At 28.6% G+C, this 16,904-nt stretch carries 11 protein-coding genes; 4 read left to right on the top strand and 7 right to left on the bottom strand.

Going from position 1 to position 16,904, the window contains the following annotated elements:
- Nucleotides 1–6: 6 nt before the first annotated feature.
- Nucleotides 7–1,839: a M3 family oligoendopeptidase gene (locus tag BUA48_RS05645; RefSeq protein ID WP_072830965.1), complete on the bottom strand. Its 1,833-nt coding sequence runs from the start codon at nucleotides 1,837–1,839 to the stop codon at nucleotides 7–9.
- Nucleotides 1,840–1,921: 82 nt separating this feature from the next.
- A complete protein-coding gene (locus BUA48_RS05640) occupies nucleotides 1,922–2,323 on the bottom strand; it encodes a hypothetical protein (RefSeq protein ID WP_072830962.1) in 402 nt (133 codons plus the stop codon).
- A 472-nt stretch (nucleotides 2,324–2,795) separates the two neighbouring features.
- Here BUA48_RS05640 and BUA48_RS05635 point away from each other — a divergent pair, with 472 nt between their 5' ends.
- Nucleotides 2,796–3,545 (top strand): hypothetical protein, encoded by a 750-nt coding sequence (locus BUA48_RS05635; RefSeq protein WP_072830960.1) that lies wholly within the window; start codon nucleotides 2,796–2,798, stop codon nucleotides 3,543–3,545.
- Nucleotides 3,546–3,863: 318 nt separating this feature from the next.
- Here the strand turns inward: BUA48_RS05635 and BUA48_RS05630 are convergent, their stop codons facing one another.
- Nucleotides 3,864–4,862, bottom strand: a complete 999-nt coding sequence (locus tag BUA48_RS05630; protein WP_072830958.1) for a hypothetical protein — start codon at nucleotides 4,860–4,862, stop codon at nucleotides 3,864–3,866.
- Nucleotides 4,863–5,341: 479 nt separating this feature from the next.
- Here BUA48_RS05630 and BUA48_RS05625 point away from each other — a divergent pair, with 479 nt between their 5' ends.
- Nucleotides 5,342–5,725 (top strand): DUF5412 family protein, encoded by a 384-nt coding sequence (locus tag BUA48_RS05625; protein WP_072830956.1) that lies wholly within the window; start codon nucleotides 5,342–5,344, stop codon nucleotides 5,723–5,725.
- 274 nt (nucleotides 5,726–5,999) lie between these two features.
- On the opposite strand, the gene BUA48_RS05620 is transcribed toward BUA48_RS05625, so the two are convergent.
- Both BUA48_RS05620 and BUA48_RS05615 read right to left on the bottom strand, forming a co-directional pair.
- Nucleotides 6,000–7,112, bottom strand: a complete 1,113-nt coding sequence (locus BUA48_RS05620) for a uroporphyrinogen decarboxylase family protein (RefSeq protein ID WP_072830954.1) — start codon at nucleotides 7,110–7,112, stop codon at nucleotides 6,000–6,002.
- A gap of 610 nt (nucleotides 7,113–7,722) precedes the next feature.
- The gene (locus BUA48_RS05615; RefSeq protein WP_072830952.1) at nucleotides 7,723–8,154 is read right to left on the bottom strand and encodes a hypothetical protein; all 432 of its coding nucleotides are present in this window, start codon (nucleotides 8,152–8,154) and stop codon (nucleotides 7,723–7,725) included.
- Between the two features lie 755 nt (nucleotides 8,155–8,909).
- On the opposite strand from BUA48_RS05615, the gene BUA48_RS05610 reads away from it, so the two are divergent.
- Together BUA48_RS05610 and BUA48_RS05605 are read left to right on the top strand one after the other, a co-directional pair.
- Nucleotides 8,910–9,617: a LytR/AlgR family response regulator transcription factor gene (locus BUA48_RS05610; RefSeq protein ID WP_072830950.1), complete on the top strand. Its 708-nt coding sequence runs from the start codon at nucleotides 8,910–8,912 to the stop codon at nucleotides 9,615–9,617.
- Between the two features lie 13 nt (nucleotides 9,618–9,630).
- Complete coding sequence (locus tag BUA48_RS05605; protein WP_072830948.1) at nucleotides 9,631–10,911, top strand: sensor histidine kinase; 1,281 nt, start codon at nucleotides 9,631–9,633, stop codon at nucleotides 10,909–10,911.
- 1,231 nt (nucleotides 10,912–12,142) lie between these two features.
- Here the strand turns inward: BUA48_RS05605 and BUA48_RS05600 are convergent.
- The gene (locus BUA48_RS05600) at nucleotides 12,143–15,637 is read right to left on the bottom strand and encodes an AAA family ATPase (protein WP_072830947.1); all 3,495 of its coding nucleotides are present in this window, start codon (nucleotides 15,635–15,637) and stop codon (nucleotides 12,143–12,145) included.
- Nucleotides 15,624–16,847 (bottom strand): exonuclease SbcCD subunit D, encoded by a 1,224-nt coding sequence (locus tag BUA48_RS05595; RefSeq protein WP_072830945.1) that lies wholly within the window; start codon nucleotides 16,845–16,847, stop codon nucleotides 15,624–15,626. Before BUA48_RS05595 ends, BUA48_RS05600 begins: the two co-directional genes overlap by 14 nt.
- Between the last annotated feature and the right edge of the window lie 57 nt (nucleotides 16,848–16,904).

Here is a 16,904-nt window from a genome sequence, read left to right as displayed (position 1 = left end):
TTTATATCAACAATTAAAAGCTTCATTAAATAATTCTTCTATATCCTTTTCAATTATTTTAAAACTTTCTTCCCAAAACTTCTTTGAATGGATATCAATATTCATAAATTTTGCTATATCGTAAAGATTATTTGTGCTTGTAATCTTAAGAAATTTATTATAGTTATTTACGAAAGCTTCTTTGTTTTTTAAGTATTCTGAGTATAATCCCTTTGAAAATAATACTCCGAAAATATACGGGAAATTAAGAAACTCATTACCTACCATGTAAAAACCAATATTAGTAATCCATGAATATGAATTCATAGAATTTAAGTCTACTGAATCCCCATATGCTTTTGCCATAGAATTTTTCATAATATCATTTAATTCATTAACAGATAATGTACCCTCTTTTCTTTTATTAAGCAATTCACTTTCAAATAAAAATCTGCAATACACCTCTACAATGTAATAAGCTGCATCTGAAATGCTTCTTTCTAAAATCATTAGTCTTTCCTCTTTATGAACAGTATTAATTAGTTCATTATTAACTATAGTCTCACAAAAAATTGATGCTGTTTCAGCTATTGGAGTTGGATAATCTGTATTTATTAGCTTTTCATCCTTAATACAATAACTGTGATACGCATGTCCAATTTCATGTGCTAAAATAGGAACATCTATATATTTCTCTGAAAAATTACTCATTATTCTACTTTCTTGTATTGGAAATATGTCAATTGATATTGCGTAATTGCCCTTTGTTGGTGATGGCTCTGCATCAATCCATCTAAACTCAAAAGATCTTTTAGCAAAATCAGAAAGATCTTTACTAAAGCTTTTAAAACTTGATATGATTATATCTTTGCACTTTTCATAAGATATTTTCCCACTTCCATTACCTATTGGTGCATAAAAATCATATGCTGGAAGCTTGTTTTCATGTCCTAAAATCCTTGCCTTTATTTTATAATATCTATGCAGTATATTTAAGTTTTCCTCTATTACTTCAATCATAGCATTTAAAGTTTCTTGATCCATTCTAGAATCAATTAAAACTTTATCAATAATGGAATTATAGCCCTTCATATTATATATGTTCATGGCCTCTCCACTAATCGAATTTATACAAGAACTCATACTTAAAGCTATTTCTTCACAAGCTTTTTTCTCCGCATTACATGCCAATTTTCTTAAATTAACATCTTTATCATATGCCATAGCTTTTAATTCTCCAAAGGAAACTTCCTTTAATTCACCATTAACATCAATCTCCACATTAAATGAAGATGCTGTCTCCATATAGAGTCTCTGCCAAGCTTTTGAACCTGTACCTTGCATTCTTTTTATTAATTCCTCTTCGTTTTCACTTAAAATGTATCTTGATTTACAATAAACTTCCCTTAAATAAAATTTATATTCTAACAACTCCTTAGATGACTCTATAACTTCATCTAAATTCTCAATATACTTTAGCCACTTTGTAAAAATAACAAAGGAGTACATAAACTCATTATCCTTTTCCTCAAGTTCATCTAGCATGTCCAAAGCCTCAATATTTTCTCCATCTAAACTCACAAGTAAATATGTGTAACAATATAATCTTAAATATATATCCCTATACTCATTATAAAACTCTAAAAACTTCTCAATTAAACTTGCAACTTCAGTTAAATTTCCAACTTCAATTTCATTTATAACCTCAACTTTTTTTGCAATCTCAATATCTTTCCTAAGATTTTCATTACTCCACAGATTAACATCTTTTATATGTCTATTCAATTTACTAAAATCTCGTTTAAAATCCTCCGAACCAATAGAAGAATATATTCTGTCCAAATCACATTTCATTTCCATATTAAAATTCACTTCCTTAGCTTCTCATTAAATAATTCAATTAAAATATCACTGAATTTCACCTTTGTATGATTTACACTCTCTAATCCTCTAATGAATTAACAAAGTCCTTACTTTCTTGGAGTGAAGCTCCCGTAACCATTCTATATTTCTTTATAGCTTCAAACTTTTTCCCATGCACACTAAGAGCTTTAAGCTCATCTATTAAATCCTGAGGAACTACAAATCTACTATTTACTCTAAATTGACTATTCTCATTAAACTCTCTATTTAACCTAGTTTTACTTATATTATCTGATTGTCTATTTTCACTACACCCACTATTCGTCCTAGACTTTCTATTAATAGATCCTCTACCCTTAGTAGCTTTACTTAAATGTTTGTCTTCCCTCATTGACTCACTTTTTTCATGAATAGCATTACCAACAATCCACATTAGTAATACTCCACCCAATACAACTAAACCAATAATAAAATAATTCATTACCCTTCCCCCCTTTTCGCATTTAACCTTTAACTATTATTTCTTTACAATAACAATACCCCTTATTCCCTCTCTTTTACTTTTTATCTTTTACTTAATCTCTATTACTCATTATAACATCTAATTCCATTTAATTTCATAAAATATTTCATTTTACCAAATATACAAAATATATGTTTTGAACACTCTAAAATATTTTTACAATTAATTATATTTTAACGTGAATTATGGTATAATTCTTTCATTAAACTTATATACCTATACTCCTATAGGAAATGTACTTTATAGTTTATATGAATATCTACTTAAATGAATTTTTTAAGCTTATGTTTAGAAATATCCTAATATCTAATACATATTCAAAGTAAAAATATATCTTGTGAAGGGTTTTTATTAAGCCTAGAACACAACTATTAATTTTATATAACTAACAAAAATAATTACATATATTAATAAAAAGGTGGTAAGATTCTTGTTTAAGTTTGATCATTTTATAATTAATATCAATAAAAAATATCAAAAGGATAAAAAAATAATAGCTAGTATTACTGATGCTGGTCTCCCTTATAAACCATCTTGGGGTAAGGGCACTAAAGGTTTTAAAGCTTCTAATCTATGGATTGGAAATGAATATCTAGAGATGATTACCATTTTAAATCCTAATGGTGGTGGTTGGAAAAGCGATTGGGTTGACTTATATAATAAAGGACATAGAGGATTAATTTGTATTATGTTAGATGTGAATAATATAGATGATATTTATAATCTTTTGCTGTCCAAAAATGTAAAAATTACAAAGCCAGAACCTTTAAAGTTTAAGTGGTTTTTTAATCTCTTTACAAGAGTTATGCCTTGGCAAAATTGCTATAGTGATTTTCTAGAAGGAATTCCTCTTCAAATAGGTTTTCAACAGATGAATGACGAAAAATCTCGAGAATTTATGCAAGGATATATGATTCCAAATAGTAAAGTTAATAATATAACTGGTATAAGTAAGGTTATTATAAATGGACCTTTAACCCCTAAAGATAGGCAACTTATTTCTAAAATATTTGATAAAAATATAGTAAAAAATTATCCCTTAACTATACATTTAAATCATAATCAAGTGTTAGTTTTTGAAGAAAGTGCTGATTATTCAGTAGATATAATGACAAACTGTGATAATAAAACCTTTAATAATAAACTAATCTCCATAGAAAATGTTCAAATTAAAAATTGATTTAAACACATCTTTACCTTACTTAAAATTATAGAATTTAATGTGTATTCAATTAATACTTAGTATTCTTTACTTAAGTTATGAATAAACTTATCTACAACTAACTTAATTGAGGTGAATTTTATATTGTGGAACTAAATTTTAGATTAGCTCAGAATACGGATTTTAAAGATGTTGTAACTCTCTTTAATAATGCTATTGCAAAAATGAATAGCATTAAAATATCCTAGTAAGGCAATGTTATAGCTTTACTAGGATTAATTTATCTCAACTTAATTTATGTGAGTACTCTAATTTCTTATAAGATGAACTTGTTAATTATTTACCATCAATAAATTTCAAAGCTCTAGCTAATTTCTCTTCTAAATCCTCAGGATACCAATGACCTATTCCTTTATTAATGTAATATTTATATGGAATTCTATGATCCTCTAACTCCTTAATCATTTCATCTACTTCCTTCATTGGTATATCTTCTTCCCCATCCATAAATACAAATTTCAAACCTTTCTCAAGCGCAGCTAGAATATTCTCCTTTGTAAAACTTCTTGGTTTTAATGAACATAGTGAAACCACACCTTTTACAGGAATAACATCTGATACTGCAATGTCAATAGAAGCTACAGCCCCTCCAGAGTACCCACCAACTATTATGTTTTCATTATCAATAGAATATTCTTTACAGATTGAATCATAACATGTTCTAATCTCTTTATGCATATCAATATAAGTATATGGATATTTCCTAGTTTCAATTGCTTCATTATAAAAAGCTTTATCTATCCAAATAAACCTTTCATGATAATGAATTTTTGATGATTGAGGAGATACAACAATAAAACCTCTTTGTGTAAGCCACTCTGGTAGCCAGTATTTTTCATGATTCCTAATATTCTCTCCATCTCCGTGGAAACTAAAGAATAAGGGATATTTTTTATCTTTACTATACCCTTCCGGAACATGAACAACATACTCAAATTTAGTGATTTTTTGTTTTTCTATTTTTAGTAGTTCATTCTTAGCATTTAACTCTTTATATCTCTCATGCCCTTTCAGCTCTTCAAAATTCCAATCTATAGGGCATATATACCCATTTTGAATCAGATTTGTAAATACTTCAATAGCTTCATCAAATTGTCCATTATTACAATATAACCAACACTTTTCAGTCATAATATCATAAAAGTTCTTTTCGACTTCATCATCTGAAAGATTTCTTATGCCTTCTTCAAATAATATTATAGATTCCTTAAATTTTTCTTGATCCAAAAGCTCACAGTAAGCTATTTTTAATTCATCAAAACTATTATATTTCATAATTATATACATTCCTTTCGCAAGCTCAAGGCACAAAACGTAATGAACATGTGCTTCTTGAACGAATTTTATTTTCTAATCAGTCAACAATCAAACTATTGGAACTTTAGTACGCTACAAAGCATGGGGATGTGAGCGGGCTAATTCATTTTGAAGTGACCAAATAATTATCATTAATTTCCGAAATAGGTGCAAACATGGATATTTTTCCTGCTTCAAAGCATTTGTGTTCTTTGGGTGGGCTTACTCCAACAAATAATGAGTTAAAGGTCCTCTACATAAACCACCAATTGATAATCTTTTACTTAAGTTTACCAATTGGAGGTAATGGTTTCTAATCGCTTAATTTTTGACGCTTAATTTTAATTATTATTTTTGTCATATTCTATTTTTTTACTTTATATAGTATTAAGAGGAATCTATACAAAACTACTTTTATTTTGTAGTAAGCTTAATGATTAAATTGTGGAGGAAATAAAATGAAGAAAACCACTATGAAAAAGAGAAAAAAAATATTTACTGTATCTATTATTCTTACTCTTCTTTTAAGCATTGGTATTTTTTTAGTTTATACATTCTTTTATAATATAAACCATTTGCCACAGGGAGACTTTTTAAGTGAATCTACTTCACCAGATGGAACTTACACAATCAAAACATATATTTGTCCTAGAAGAGGACGTGAAAACTCCTTTGCTGTTAGAGCTGAACTTATAATAAATTCTGAGCCTAATAAAATCAAAAATATTTATTGGGATTACAGAGTAAACGAAGCCAATATAACCTGGGAGGACGAAGAAACAGTAATAATAAACAAACATAAGTTAACTCTTCCTTATGATAAATACGACTGGAGAAATTAAAAATACTATTAGGAGTTATTACACTAAGAATAAAGGTCATATTATAAATACACTATGTTACCTTTATATTTAGAAATAATATTGTAATTAAATAACTTTAGCAAAGAGTTTTAGATAAATATGAAAATAGACAACCTAAATAAATATGTTGTCTATTTTCACAGCTATTTTACACAGTATTTCAAAATAAAGTCTTCTCATTTATGTTAGAATTCATTGTCATACTAATATATTAAATTCAATTGTCTCTTAAAGTAAAAACTAAATTTAAAACTTATAAAAGCCCCTTACATAACTTTCCTTTTTGAGCTCCACGTCCATACTTTCTAGCAGCAAACATATATGCTTCTAAATTTTCTCTTGGTACTCCTAATGGAATCTGACATCCAAATGCTAGGGTATATCCCATAGGACTATCACTACCCTTTAATAAACATTGTCTTACAGACTCAATAACATCATCAATGCTGCCATTTTTCAAAACTTCTACTGGTGGAACATTACCTGAAATGCTCATTTTATCTCCTACAGCTAATTTCAATTGCTCTAAATCCTCATAATTATCAACACTAAAAGTTTTAAATCCAATATCACTTAATTTATGCCATATTGCTTTTGTCTTTCCACAAATATGTAGTCCTGGCTCACGTCCTGTTATCTTAACAATTCCCTCTAATAAATCCTTCATATGTGGTGTTGTAAATTCATCAAACTGCTTTTCACTAATCAAACTAGTAGAAGTTGCAGGATCAGCTAAACCTACTCCAACAATTCCAAACTCATCTTTTAAAGCTTGTATCCATGCAAGATTGCATTTAACTGAGTAATCCAATAACTGATGCAATCTTTCCTTATTCTTTATCATATCTCTCATAACTAGTTCTGTTTTTCTAATTGCTATTGCTGTACTTAACGGACCTGCCACACCTGTTCCTATAGGTAGCTTCTCCCCAAAAACTTCTCTATAGTTTCTTATTCTATCCATCATTTTTTTTAATACAGGATTAGTGTAAGGATCAACCACCTTCATATTATCTAAATCTGAATAATCCTTTAAGACATGCTCATCTACATATTCAATTGAATTTTCAGGATAAATTATCTTTGATCCAAGAGCTTCTCCTATGCCCTTAAGTCCAGGTCCAACTCCAGCAGCAAAAACACCGAAATCCCTTTCAATGTTTCTAACCATTTCACACTGAACTTCAAAAGATTCTCTAAATTGCTCCATTGAGTATCCATACAATGAAATCAAAGTATCATTTCCCGAAAAAGTAAAAGGGATTCTATCAACTTCCTCTCCCTTCATATACGCCCTCATTCTCTCACCATTACTCATAGTATCCTTATAATTTTCACTCTCACATCTTAATTCTTGATAATCCATATTAGCCCCCCTAATATATTAAAAATTATAAATATAATAATAACTTTACCTCTAGCAATATTTTTCACTACTATATTAAGTGTAATCTTACAATACTTTAACCTTCATAAAAAGTATTGTTATATATTTCTATAAATTGACTTTAAATCATCGAGATTTCAAATGCTTAATATCTAATCTCTCAAATGACTATTTATCTTTTTAAAACTAATTATCCTATGATAATTGTTATTTTATGAAGTTTATATGACTTTCACTGAATTATAAACCATAGTTCCTATATAAAAGAAATATATTTATTTTATATCAAGAGAAAATACTAACATAAAGTTAAGTTGCACTACATGATGATATTAATATGAATATCATTTCTAAACTAAAACTTTATAATGAAAAACATACTTATAAAAATAAATAACGAGCTATCATACTAAGAGAAATTATAATAATATAGTGAATTATATCTAATCTTTAAATACACTATGTCATAGTTTAAATCTCTAATGTGGTAGCTCATTTATTTTATCTATTATTTAATTTTCGCAGTGCTTTAAAATTATAGGACTGCACTTTATGTATTTACTTTTTAACCCTATAATTATTTTTAAATTTACAAATATTTTTTTAATTCTTCTACATTCTTTTCTTCATTATTAAGTAACTCTTTAGCTAAGCTTAGTAGGTTCTTCTCTACTTCACCTTCATACTCATTAAGCCTTTTGCGCATATCAATTATACCCATAGTACTACCTTGCAGCATCATTTCTGCCATATGAGAAGGACTTTTATCCATCAAGGTATTCACCTTTATCATAATGTATGTGGTTGCAGTACTAAGAGCATTGATTTCCTTTGGCTCTTTGTTCTGACTTTTAATTAATGAAATGGCTTTTTTATTTATGTCTTCATACATGGAATGATGTGCAGCTAAGACTTTTTTAAACTCTTCATCCTTACATATATCCATAAGTTCCTTTAATGTCGTTACTCCCATTTCAGAGTTTTGGTATATAAAATTCAAAAGTTCATTATTGGCATTCATAAAATCACCTCACAATAAAAGATAATTTTATTATTCACTAAAAATCTTATTATATCCCTAAATATATCCGCAAAAATAAGCACACTTAATTTATTTCCTTTAAGTGCGCTAATCTCGTCATTCTATACAAATTTAACTTATCATCAATCTTAAAATCCTTAAGTTTTTTCATAACATACCTACCTTATAAACAGCTAAGTTTATTTTCATATAAAATATGGTCCATATATTAATTATATCCTTTAAAATACAAAATTTATAATCTAAACAATATATTAGTTATACATATTAAAATAGAAATTTAATATTTCCTTCTTTAAAACATCTTAGCACAACTAGTAAGATGTAAAGTTCGCTATACTTCCATATTGAGTAATTTTTACTAATTTTATAATTATTTTCTTTTTCAAGTCTTTTATTCCAAACTCATAAAATCAAAAAAAACTTTATAAACTATGTATACTCTCACATTGTATAAAGAGCTACAAATCAAAAGTTTCATTGACATTTTCACTCAGTTTCTGTATAATATTGCAAGTTACTGATAAAATTTAGTATTTCTAGATTTTAATTTTTCTTATATATTGCATTAAGTAAACTACATATATCCTTATAATTTTATAGTCAAATACTAGAGTTTAACTGTAAAGTTATATTGAAGTTTTCTTATTGCAAAATATATATTAGTATCTTATTAGCCATAAAATCGACATAATATTCATGCATTTCTTTGAATAAGCGGGGTGATATAAGAAATGTTTAAAGTAGCTATTTGTGATGATGAGGTTTGTATATGCTCTCAATTAGAAAAAATTCTTTTAGCCCATTCTAAAAGATCCTTCTTAAAAATTGAGATAGAAACCTTTTTATCCGGTGAAGAATTGTTCAGGTACATACTTTGCAATAATTTCTTTGATTTAATATACTTAGATATTGAAATGGGGGACATGTCTGGTATTGATGTAGGAAAAGAACTACGCAAAAAGCTTAAGGATTATAAGACTGAAATAGTCTTTATTTCTGGAAAAGATCAATATGACAGGCAATTATTTGATGTACAACCTCTACATTTTATACCTAAACCAATAAATGCTGAAACTGTTATAAAAGATTTAGAGTTAGCAATAGAAAAATCTAACAATCTAAATGCTTATTTTAAATATAAAAAGAGATCAGACAGCTTTAAAATACCAATTGAAGATATAATTTATTTTGAATCTATGAATAGAGAAATACGAATCGTAACTGTAAATGGTGAAGATTTTTTCTATGGCTTATTAAAGGATGTATTTCTTACCTTGGCAAATCACCAATTTGTTAAGATTCACAGGTCATATGTTATAAACTATCATCATACTGTATCCTTTAAGTATGATGAAGTAACAATGTCCAATGATAAAATACTACCTATAAGTCAATCTAAAAGAAAAGAAATTAGAGCTATGCAATTAAATTCGGAGTAGGAGTTATAATGTATTGAATAATCATTTATATAATTTAATTTATTTTATAGGAAACTTTTTCATAGCATATGTTATATATAAGTTTATGAAAATATTTTTTGATAAAAAGAGAAGTTCTGATTCAATAGAAGCTTTGTTATACATAGCTTATGCCCTATTGATTTCCTTGATATATTTCTTTATTAAAATACCAGTTTTTATATTATTGGGTAATATTTTGTTGTTCTTTGCATTAACATTCAATTATTGTGGGACTATTAAACAACGTTTACTTACAACACTATACCTGTACACCACATTATTTTTTGTGGATATAATAGCTGTAGCTTTTACAGGATATTTACAGACAAATATTTTAGCTAAAAGTGAATATAACTCTATTTTAGCACTTATTTTCATACATGTTCTTTCTTATCTTATTGTGTTAATAATTGAGAACTGCAAAAATATTAAAAATGGTAACTTCGTAAGTCTTCCCTATTGGTTAAGCATATTTATTATCCCTCTAGGAACTTCATTTTTACTATCAGTAATATTTTTTTCAGGTGTAGCTACACCAAATCTTGTTGCAATAAGTGTTATTATAGTACTTTTAATAAATATTTTAGCCTTCTATTTATATGATAGTATTGCTAAATTTTTTACAGAAAGAATGGAAAAAAAGCTTGTTACTCAACAAAATATATATTATGAGAATCAATTAGAGTTAATGAAAATTTCTCTTGATAGTAATAAAAGTTTACGTCATGATCTAAAAAATCATATATCCTTTTTATATGAAATAGCTAAAACAAATGACAACCAAGAAGTTATGCGGTATTTATCTAACATATTCGATGTTTATAGCAATAATAAAAAGTATTCTAAATCTGGTAATATAAGTATTGATAGTGTAATCAACTTTAAATTACAACAAGCTGAAGAAGAAAACATATATACAAAAATAGATATAAGTATTCCTAATGATTTTTCTATGCCCCCCTTTGATATTGCAGTTATACTAGGTAACTTACTTGATAACGCAATATCTGGTGCAAAAACATCACCTAATAATAAGTGGGTACATATAAGCGTAAAACACTCTAAATCATTACTTATTATAAAAATAAGTAACTCCTTTGATGGAGTAGTATTAAAAGAAAATAACTCACTAATAACACGAAAGCAAGACAAAGAAAATCATGGCTTAGGAATAAAAAATATAGAAAATATCTTAAAGAAATATAATGGTGCATTAGAATTTGATTATACTGAGGAAATGTTTTCCACAAAACTATTAATGTACATAAATTAAATCCATAATAAAAAAATAGGCAAAGTAGAAAATAGGAATGTAATCTACTTTGCCTTTTGAAGGATTTTGATAAAACTATTTATGACTTGTATTGAAATAGTTCGATTTGTCATAATCCATTATGTAAGTAATTCTGTAAGTAACGTATAAATTAAAATTTATTTTTAAAAGTTGTATGCTTGCACCTTAAAACTTAATTAATATTTACATATCATAATTTAAATTATAGCTTTTTTGATTTTTTATGCATGGAAATGTTGTGAACTATATATTTTTTTGTTGTAATTCAACATATTTGTGACATAGAAATATCAAGAATTCTATAATATCTACATCTTATCATTTATAATCTTAAAATTCTTTTATAAAAAAATCCTATATATCTTTTTAACCCCATATTTTTAACTTATTTACTATTTAATTGAAAATATTACTTTTTATTCATCAACACCTTTTTTCCCTATTTTATGCACTACTGCTTTCGACTTTATTTTATCGTTAATTTGACGTTGTTCAATTTTTATCATTATTTGTAAAATTATGTATGGCAACACAATTTTATTTCCCAAATTTTGTATACACCTTTAGTAAATTATTTCCCGACTAATTTTTATAAAAATAATTATTTCCCAAACCCATTTATTTTCATAAGTAATTATTTCCCAGACTGTGAATATTGTTCTATAACCTCTTCTTACCCTGGTTATAACTTAAAACCTTAACTTAAAATGATAAACTTTAACCTTCTACCCAAATAACATAAGTAACATAAGTAACATAAGTAACATAAGTAATTAGACCTAACCAACCTAAAATCATGAAATAATTTAAAGTAAGCAAACAACTAAAGTTAACCTACCAACCAAAAGCCATTAATCAATTAAAACTAATCGGCATGCAAAAATCACATAATAAAAAAACAGTTATAGTTTAGAAATAAGCTCTTCACTTACCTCTAAATTACAACTGCTCTTAATTATAACCAACCCTGCAATTAATATTTACTTTTAATATCTACTTTTCTCTTTAAAGCACTAGTAATACTCTTTTTATTTATTATTTTTCTAGTAGTTATTTTTAAAATTACCTTGTCATTAATCTGTCCACATTATATACCATGTTAATAAGTAGCTGTATCCTAACCCTTATGCCCTTTTAATTAAATTAAACTTATTTTTTCTTTCATTGAAAATAGTTTTAATTTGATTAAACCTTTTTATCTTTGTATAATCTAGCTTCTTTCTATCTTAGCTTTGCTTCCACCTTTACCTGATTCTGCTGGTGTTATCATAAGCTTAACTGGTACTCTATTTTTTATACTTTCCACGTGACTTATTATTCCTATCTTAAGCTTATCATTATGAATTCTCTCAAGAGATCCCATAACCACCTCTAATAAATTGTCATCTAAGGTTCCAAATCCCTCATCTAAGAAAAATAGTTCAAGTGGTGCTGTTCCTTTTAATTGGATTTGAGCCGATAAAGCAAGTGCCAGTGCTAAAGATGCTAAGAAAGTCTCTCCCCCTGATAATGTAGAGGCATCTCTTTCTGCTCCACCATTTTTATAGTCTCTAATTATAAACTTACCATTTTCATCAACCTCTAAGCCATAGTTATTATTAGTTATCTCCTTAAGTTTCTTAGAAGCCTCAATAGATATATATTTTAATTGTGATGCTGCCACGAACTCCACAAACTTTTTACCCTTAAATAATTTTTCTAAATCTGAAAGCATACCTAGTTTATAATCTAGCTCTTCCTTTTTCTTTAATAAATCCGCAAGCTCTTGAAGTTTAGTCTTTAACGCCTTAACCTCTTCTTCTAACTTAACTCTGCTTTCATTTAAAATTTTTAGTTCCTCTTCTTTTTTGCTTTTTAGCTCTTGAATCTCTCTCCATTTTTCTTCACTTAATTCTCTAGAATCTATCTTTTTAAGTAAAGTCTCAATGTTACCCTTTACCTTAGCCAAATCTTCTTTATATTTTTCGACATTTTCCTTAAGTTCGTCAATTTTTGCATTTTCTATGAAGCTCTCTTTTACTTGAGATACTGATTGGAAATTCTCATTTTTTAAAGCTACATTTAGATTTTCATTGTCAGTAACTTTTCTGTTATTAAGCTCCAGAGCTTTACTAGACACAGCTATGAATTTCTCATTAATCTCTTTGTACTTATTATCAGTCAAAGTCTTATGCTCTTCAGCCTGTACAAAAAGCTTATCTATATTTTCTATATCCACTTTTATTTTGCTTAGTAAGCCTTGTAAATCCTCTACTTCTCCAACCTTTATTTTTAGAGCCTCAATCTTCTCTTCTCTATTTTTATTCTTTGCTTCTAAAGTTCCCTTAAGAATACCACCATCTTCTCCTATTTTATTTAAAAGTTCCTGCAAAACTGCTCTTTCTTTTTCTAACTTTTCAAGTTTAGTTCTATTTATCTTCATAGCATTGGAAAGCTCTTCTCTTTGCTTTTCAATTCTCAGTATTTCCTTATTTTTCTCATGGAAATCCTCAACTAAGGTATCTTTTTTAAGCTTATCTAATTCCTCATGAAGCTTACTGTAGTCCTTAAGCTCCTTCTCATAGTCCTCTCTTAAAATACCTAATTGCTTTTCACTCTCACCCTTAATACTATCTAAGTTAGTAATCTTATTAAAGACTAAATTGATCTCATCCTTTAATAATTCCATACTTTGTTCGAGAGCTTCCTTTTCCTTGCCATACTTTTCTAACGCCACATTCAATTCATTAAATCTATTTTGCATCTCATCTACAGAAAGCACTTTAAAGTCCTCTCCTAGCTCCAAAATAGAATTTTTAGCATAAGTCATCTTCTCATTTTCGTTAGCAATGTTAGTCTCTTCTCTTATTATGGTTTCTCCAATTAACCCTAAATCTTTTTCCTTTTCTTCAATTAATTTTTCCATGCCTTGTGAGTCCATATGCTGAAGCAATTCCTCATGCTCCTTAAAATGTTCAAGAGAACCACACACTGGACAAGGTTCACCATTTTTTAAATCTGATCTTAACTTATAAGCTAAATGCTCCACTTGAAGCCTCTTATAATCCTCTCTTAAGTTAAGCAATTCCTTTTCTAAAGCTTTCCTTTTCTCCTTATGTTCCGCAACAGATTTATTAAGATTTAAAAGTAACTTTTCGCTTTCTTGAAGTTTTAATGAAGCCTCATTAAACTTACCCCATTTCTCTTTGCTTTCAGTTAAAAGCCTTTGCAATTCAAGTAAGTCCTTTTGCTCCCCTGGAGAGTTTTTAAGTAGATTTTCTAAGTTATTTTTACTTTCATTAAGCAAATCACTCTTTTCCTTATGCTGCTTACTTAAAAGTTCTCTTTCCTTACTAGCATCTTCAATACTCTTTTCATAGCTATTTATCTTAGCTTTGTTTTTAGATAAGGATTCTTGAATCCCATTATGTTTTTCGCTTAATAATATTCCTTGCTGAACCTTAAGTTTTAAATCCTCATCTATCTTTAAGCTTTCAAAACTCTCTTCATCCTTCTTAATAAGGGTAGTTAAAGATTCTATTTCTTCCCTAAGAGCATCACTATGCTTTTTCTTTGCTTTATAATCATCTCTAAGAGCATTAATTTTAATTGTAATAGAGCTAATTTCTTTCTCTAGCTCACTTAACAATTTCTTTTCCTCTATGGCATCACGTACTCTTTGTTCCTTTATTTTAAGCTCTGGTAATTCCTTATCCTTCTTCTCCCTAGCAACAACTAATCTCTTTTCAGCCTCTTCCTTTTCCTTCTTTAAGGACTCTAAGTTTTTACTTAGTTCCTCAATTAATTTATTAGTTTTTTCTATTTCTAAAAGAGTATTTTCAAAGGCTATAATATAAGGATTTAACTTTAAAGCACGTTCACCTAAACTTATTCTCTCCTTACATTTTTCTATATCCTTAGACCTTTCCCTTAAAATCTCCTCTTCTTTTTTATAAGATTCAAGTTCAAGTTGAAGATTCCAAAGCTCATTATTTTCCTTATAAAGCTTTTCAAGTTCATCTAAACTCTTTCTTTCATTTTTTATATTTTCATAAAGAACTTCTAAAGCTTCATTCTTCGTTTTTAGAAAATCTTCACTAACCTCTTCATAACCCTTAAGTTGACCTAAAAGTACACTATTTTCACTTTTCTCTTTAGCTATTTCTCTAGATAATTTTATAGCCAAGTTATCTCCATAGTTATGAAGGTTAAATAATCTCTCAAGCATATCTCTTCTAGTTTTACCCTCAAGCTTTAAAAATTCACTGAATTTACCTTGAGGAAGTACCACAGTTCTAGTAAAGTCATCTAACCCAAGACCTATAACCTCTTCACACTTTTTAGTAACCATTGTGGATTTATCCGCCAAAACCTCAGGTGGGTCCATTGTAATATCAGTTATCTTAGCACCTGCTGCTCTTGGATTACCAGTTTTAGCATCTCTTTTAAACTGTCTTTCAACAATATATCTTTTACTCTCAGAACCAGATATCTGAAATTCAAAGCTAACATTTAAAGCTTTACAATTAGTATTTATATAATTAGAACTCTTTCTAGCAACCTCACCATACAAAGCTAAAGTAATACCATCTAATATGGTAGACTTACCACTACCAGTAGGACCAAAAATTCCAAACAACCCCCTACAAGTAAGATCCTCAAAATCTACAGTTTGTTCCTCTATAAAACTATTTAATCCCTTTATTTTAAGCTTAATTGGTTTCATTACTATCACCATCCTCTGACACAATTGATAAAAGCAACTCTACAAGATCATCTTGAGCCTCAACTCCTCTTTCCTTCTTGTAAAACTCCTTAAATATCTCCTCAAAAGACTTCTCAGAAAAATTCAAAGCCTCATCCTCATGATTTTCCATAGACTCAAGCTTAGGAAGAATCTCTAAAATATCAGCTTTCAAAGACTTCATAAGTTTTATCTCATCTTCTCTTATATACCTATCAGTAGTTACCTCTAAATAAACCCAACATTCTCTACTGCTATTTTCCTCACACTTAGAAATAGCCTCCTCAATACTGCTACACTTCCAAATCTCAATAGGCTTATAAACATCTAGCTCAATCTCATTTATAACACACTCTTCACAAGCTTTAACATCAACTAAAATACACTGCTTCTTAAAGTTAATCTCTTTTTTATTGTAATGAATAGGAGAACCTGAATACCTAGCTTTCTTTAAAGTACCAGGAACAACTTGAGGTTTATGAACATGACCTAAGGCAATATATTGAGCCTTCTTAGGGAAACAATCCCCACTTACAATATAACTTCCACCTAATTGAATACTTCTCTCAGAGCCACCCTCTTCACTACCCATGGCAAACAAATGTGAAACCACCAAATTTATAGTATCATCTCTAAAATTACTCTCCAAAGAATTGAATAAAGAATAGATTCTATCACTATAAGACTTTAACTTCTCCTCATCCCCATCCATATCATTATATAAAACCTCATTTAATCTCTTTTCACTTGGATAAGGTACAGTAAGTATAACAGCCTTATCGTCATTAATCTCAAGCTCCACAAAACCCTCACCAGAATTCACAACTTTATGATTGCCATAGTCACCACACTGCACAACAGACTTAGGTGTGCCCACCATTATAATTCCATGCTCCCTAGCAAGAGGACCCGCTGCAACCAATCTCTCAGGGTTATCATGATTCCCAGCAATAACTAAAGTAAGCCTTTCACCATGATTAGAAATCCTCTTTAAAGTATCATAAAATAACTTCTCCGCCCTAGCAGGAGGATTACTAGAATCATAAACATCACCAGCTATAATAACCAAATCCACCTTATTACTCTGCACAATTTGAACAAAATCCTCTAAAAAAAGCTCCTGCTCCTGAAGCCTACTTTGACCCTCTAAGTTCTTACCTAAATGCCAATCACCAGTATGTAACACCCTCATAACCTAACCTCCTACTAAAAATAACATTAAATTCATTATAACATTTAAAATAGACAA

This window comes from Clostridium collagenovorans DSM 3089, assembly GCF_900130005.1.
Taxonomy (GTDB): domain Bacteria; phylum Bacillota; class Clostridia; order Clostridiales; family Clostridiaceae; genus Clostridium_D; species Clostridium_D collagenovorans.
The sequence above is the reverse complement of the archived record's forward strand: the minus strand, read 5'-3'. Positions and strand labels throughout refer to the sequence as shown.

Bases quoted from the DNA above. Each gene is read 5' to 3' on its own strand.
- BUA48_RS05645 (WP_072830965.1), bottom strand. From the start codon at position 1,839: ATGGAAATGAAATGTGATTTGGACAGAATATATTCTTCTATTGGTTCG.
- BUA48_RS05640 (WP_072830962.1), bottom strand. From the start codon at position 2,323: ATGAATTATTTTATTATTGGTTTAGTTGTATTGGGTGGAGTATTACTA.
- BUA48_RS05630 (WP_072830958.1), bottom strand. From the start codon at position 4,862: ATGAAATATAATAGTTTTGATGAATTAAAAATAGCTTACTGTGAGCTT.
- BUA48_RS05625 (WP_072830956.1), top strand. From the start codon at position 5,342: ATGAAGAAAACCACTATGAAAAAGAGAAAAAAAATATTTACTGTATCT.
- BUA48_RS05620 (WP_072830954.1), bottom strand. From the start codon at position 7,112: ATGGATTATCAAGAATTAAGATGTGAGAGTGAAAATTATAAGGATACT.
- BUA48_RS05615 (WP_072830952.1), bottom strand. From the start codon at position 8,154: ATGAATGCCAATAATGAACTTTTGAATTTTATATACCAAAACTCTGAA.
- BUA48_RS05610 (WP_072830950.1), top strand. From the start codon at position 8,910: ATGTTTAAAGTAGCTATTTGTGATGATGAGGTTTGTATATGCTCTCAA.
- BUA48_RS05600 (WP_072830947.1), bottom strand. From the start codon at position 15,637: ATGAAACCAATTAAGCTTAAAATAAAGGGATTAAATAGTTTTATAGAG.
- BUA48_RS05595 (WP_072830945.1), bottom strand. From the start codon at position 16,847: ATGAGGGTGTTACATACTGGTGATTGGCATTTAGGTAAGAACTTAGAG.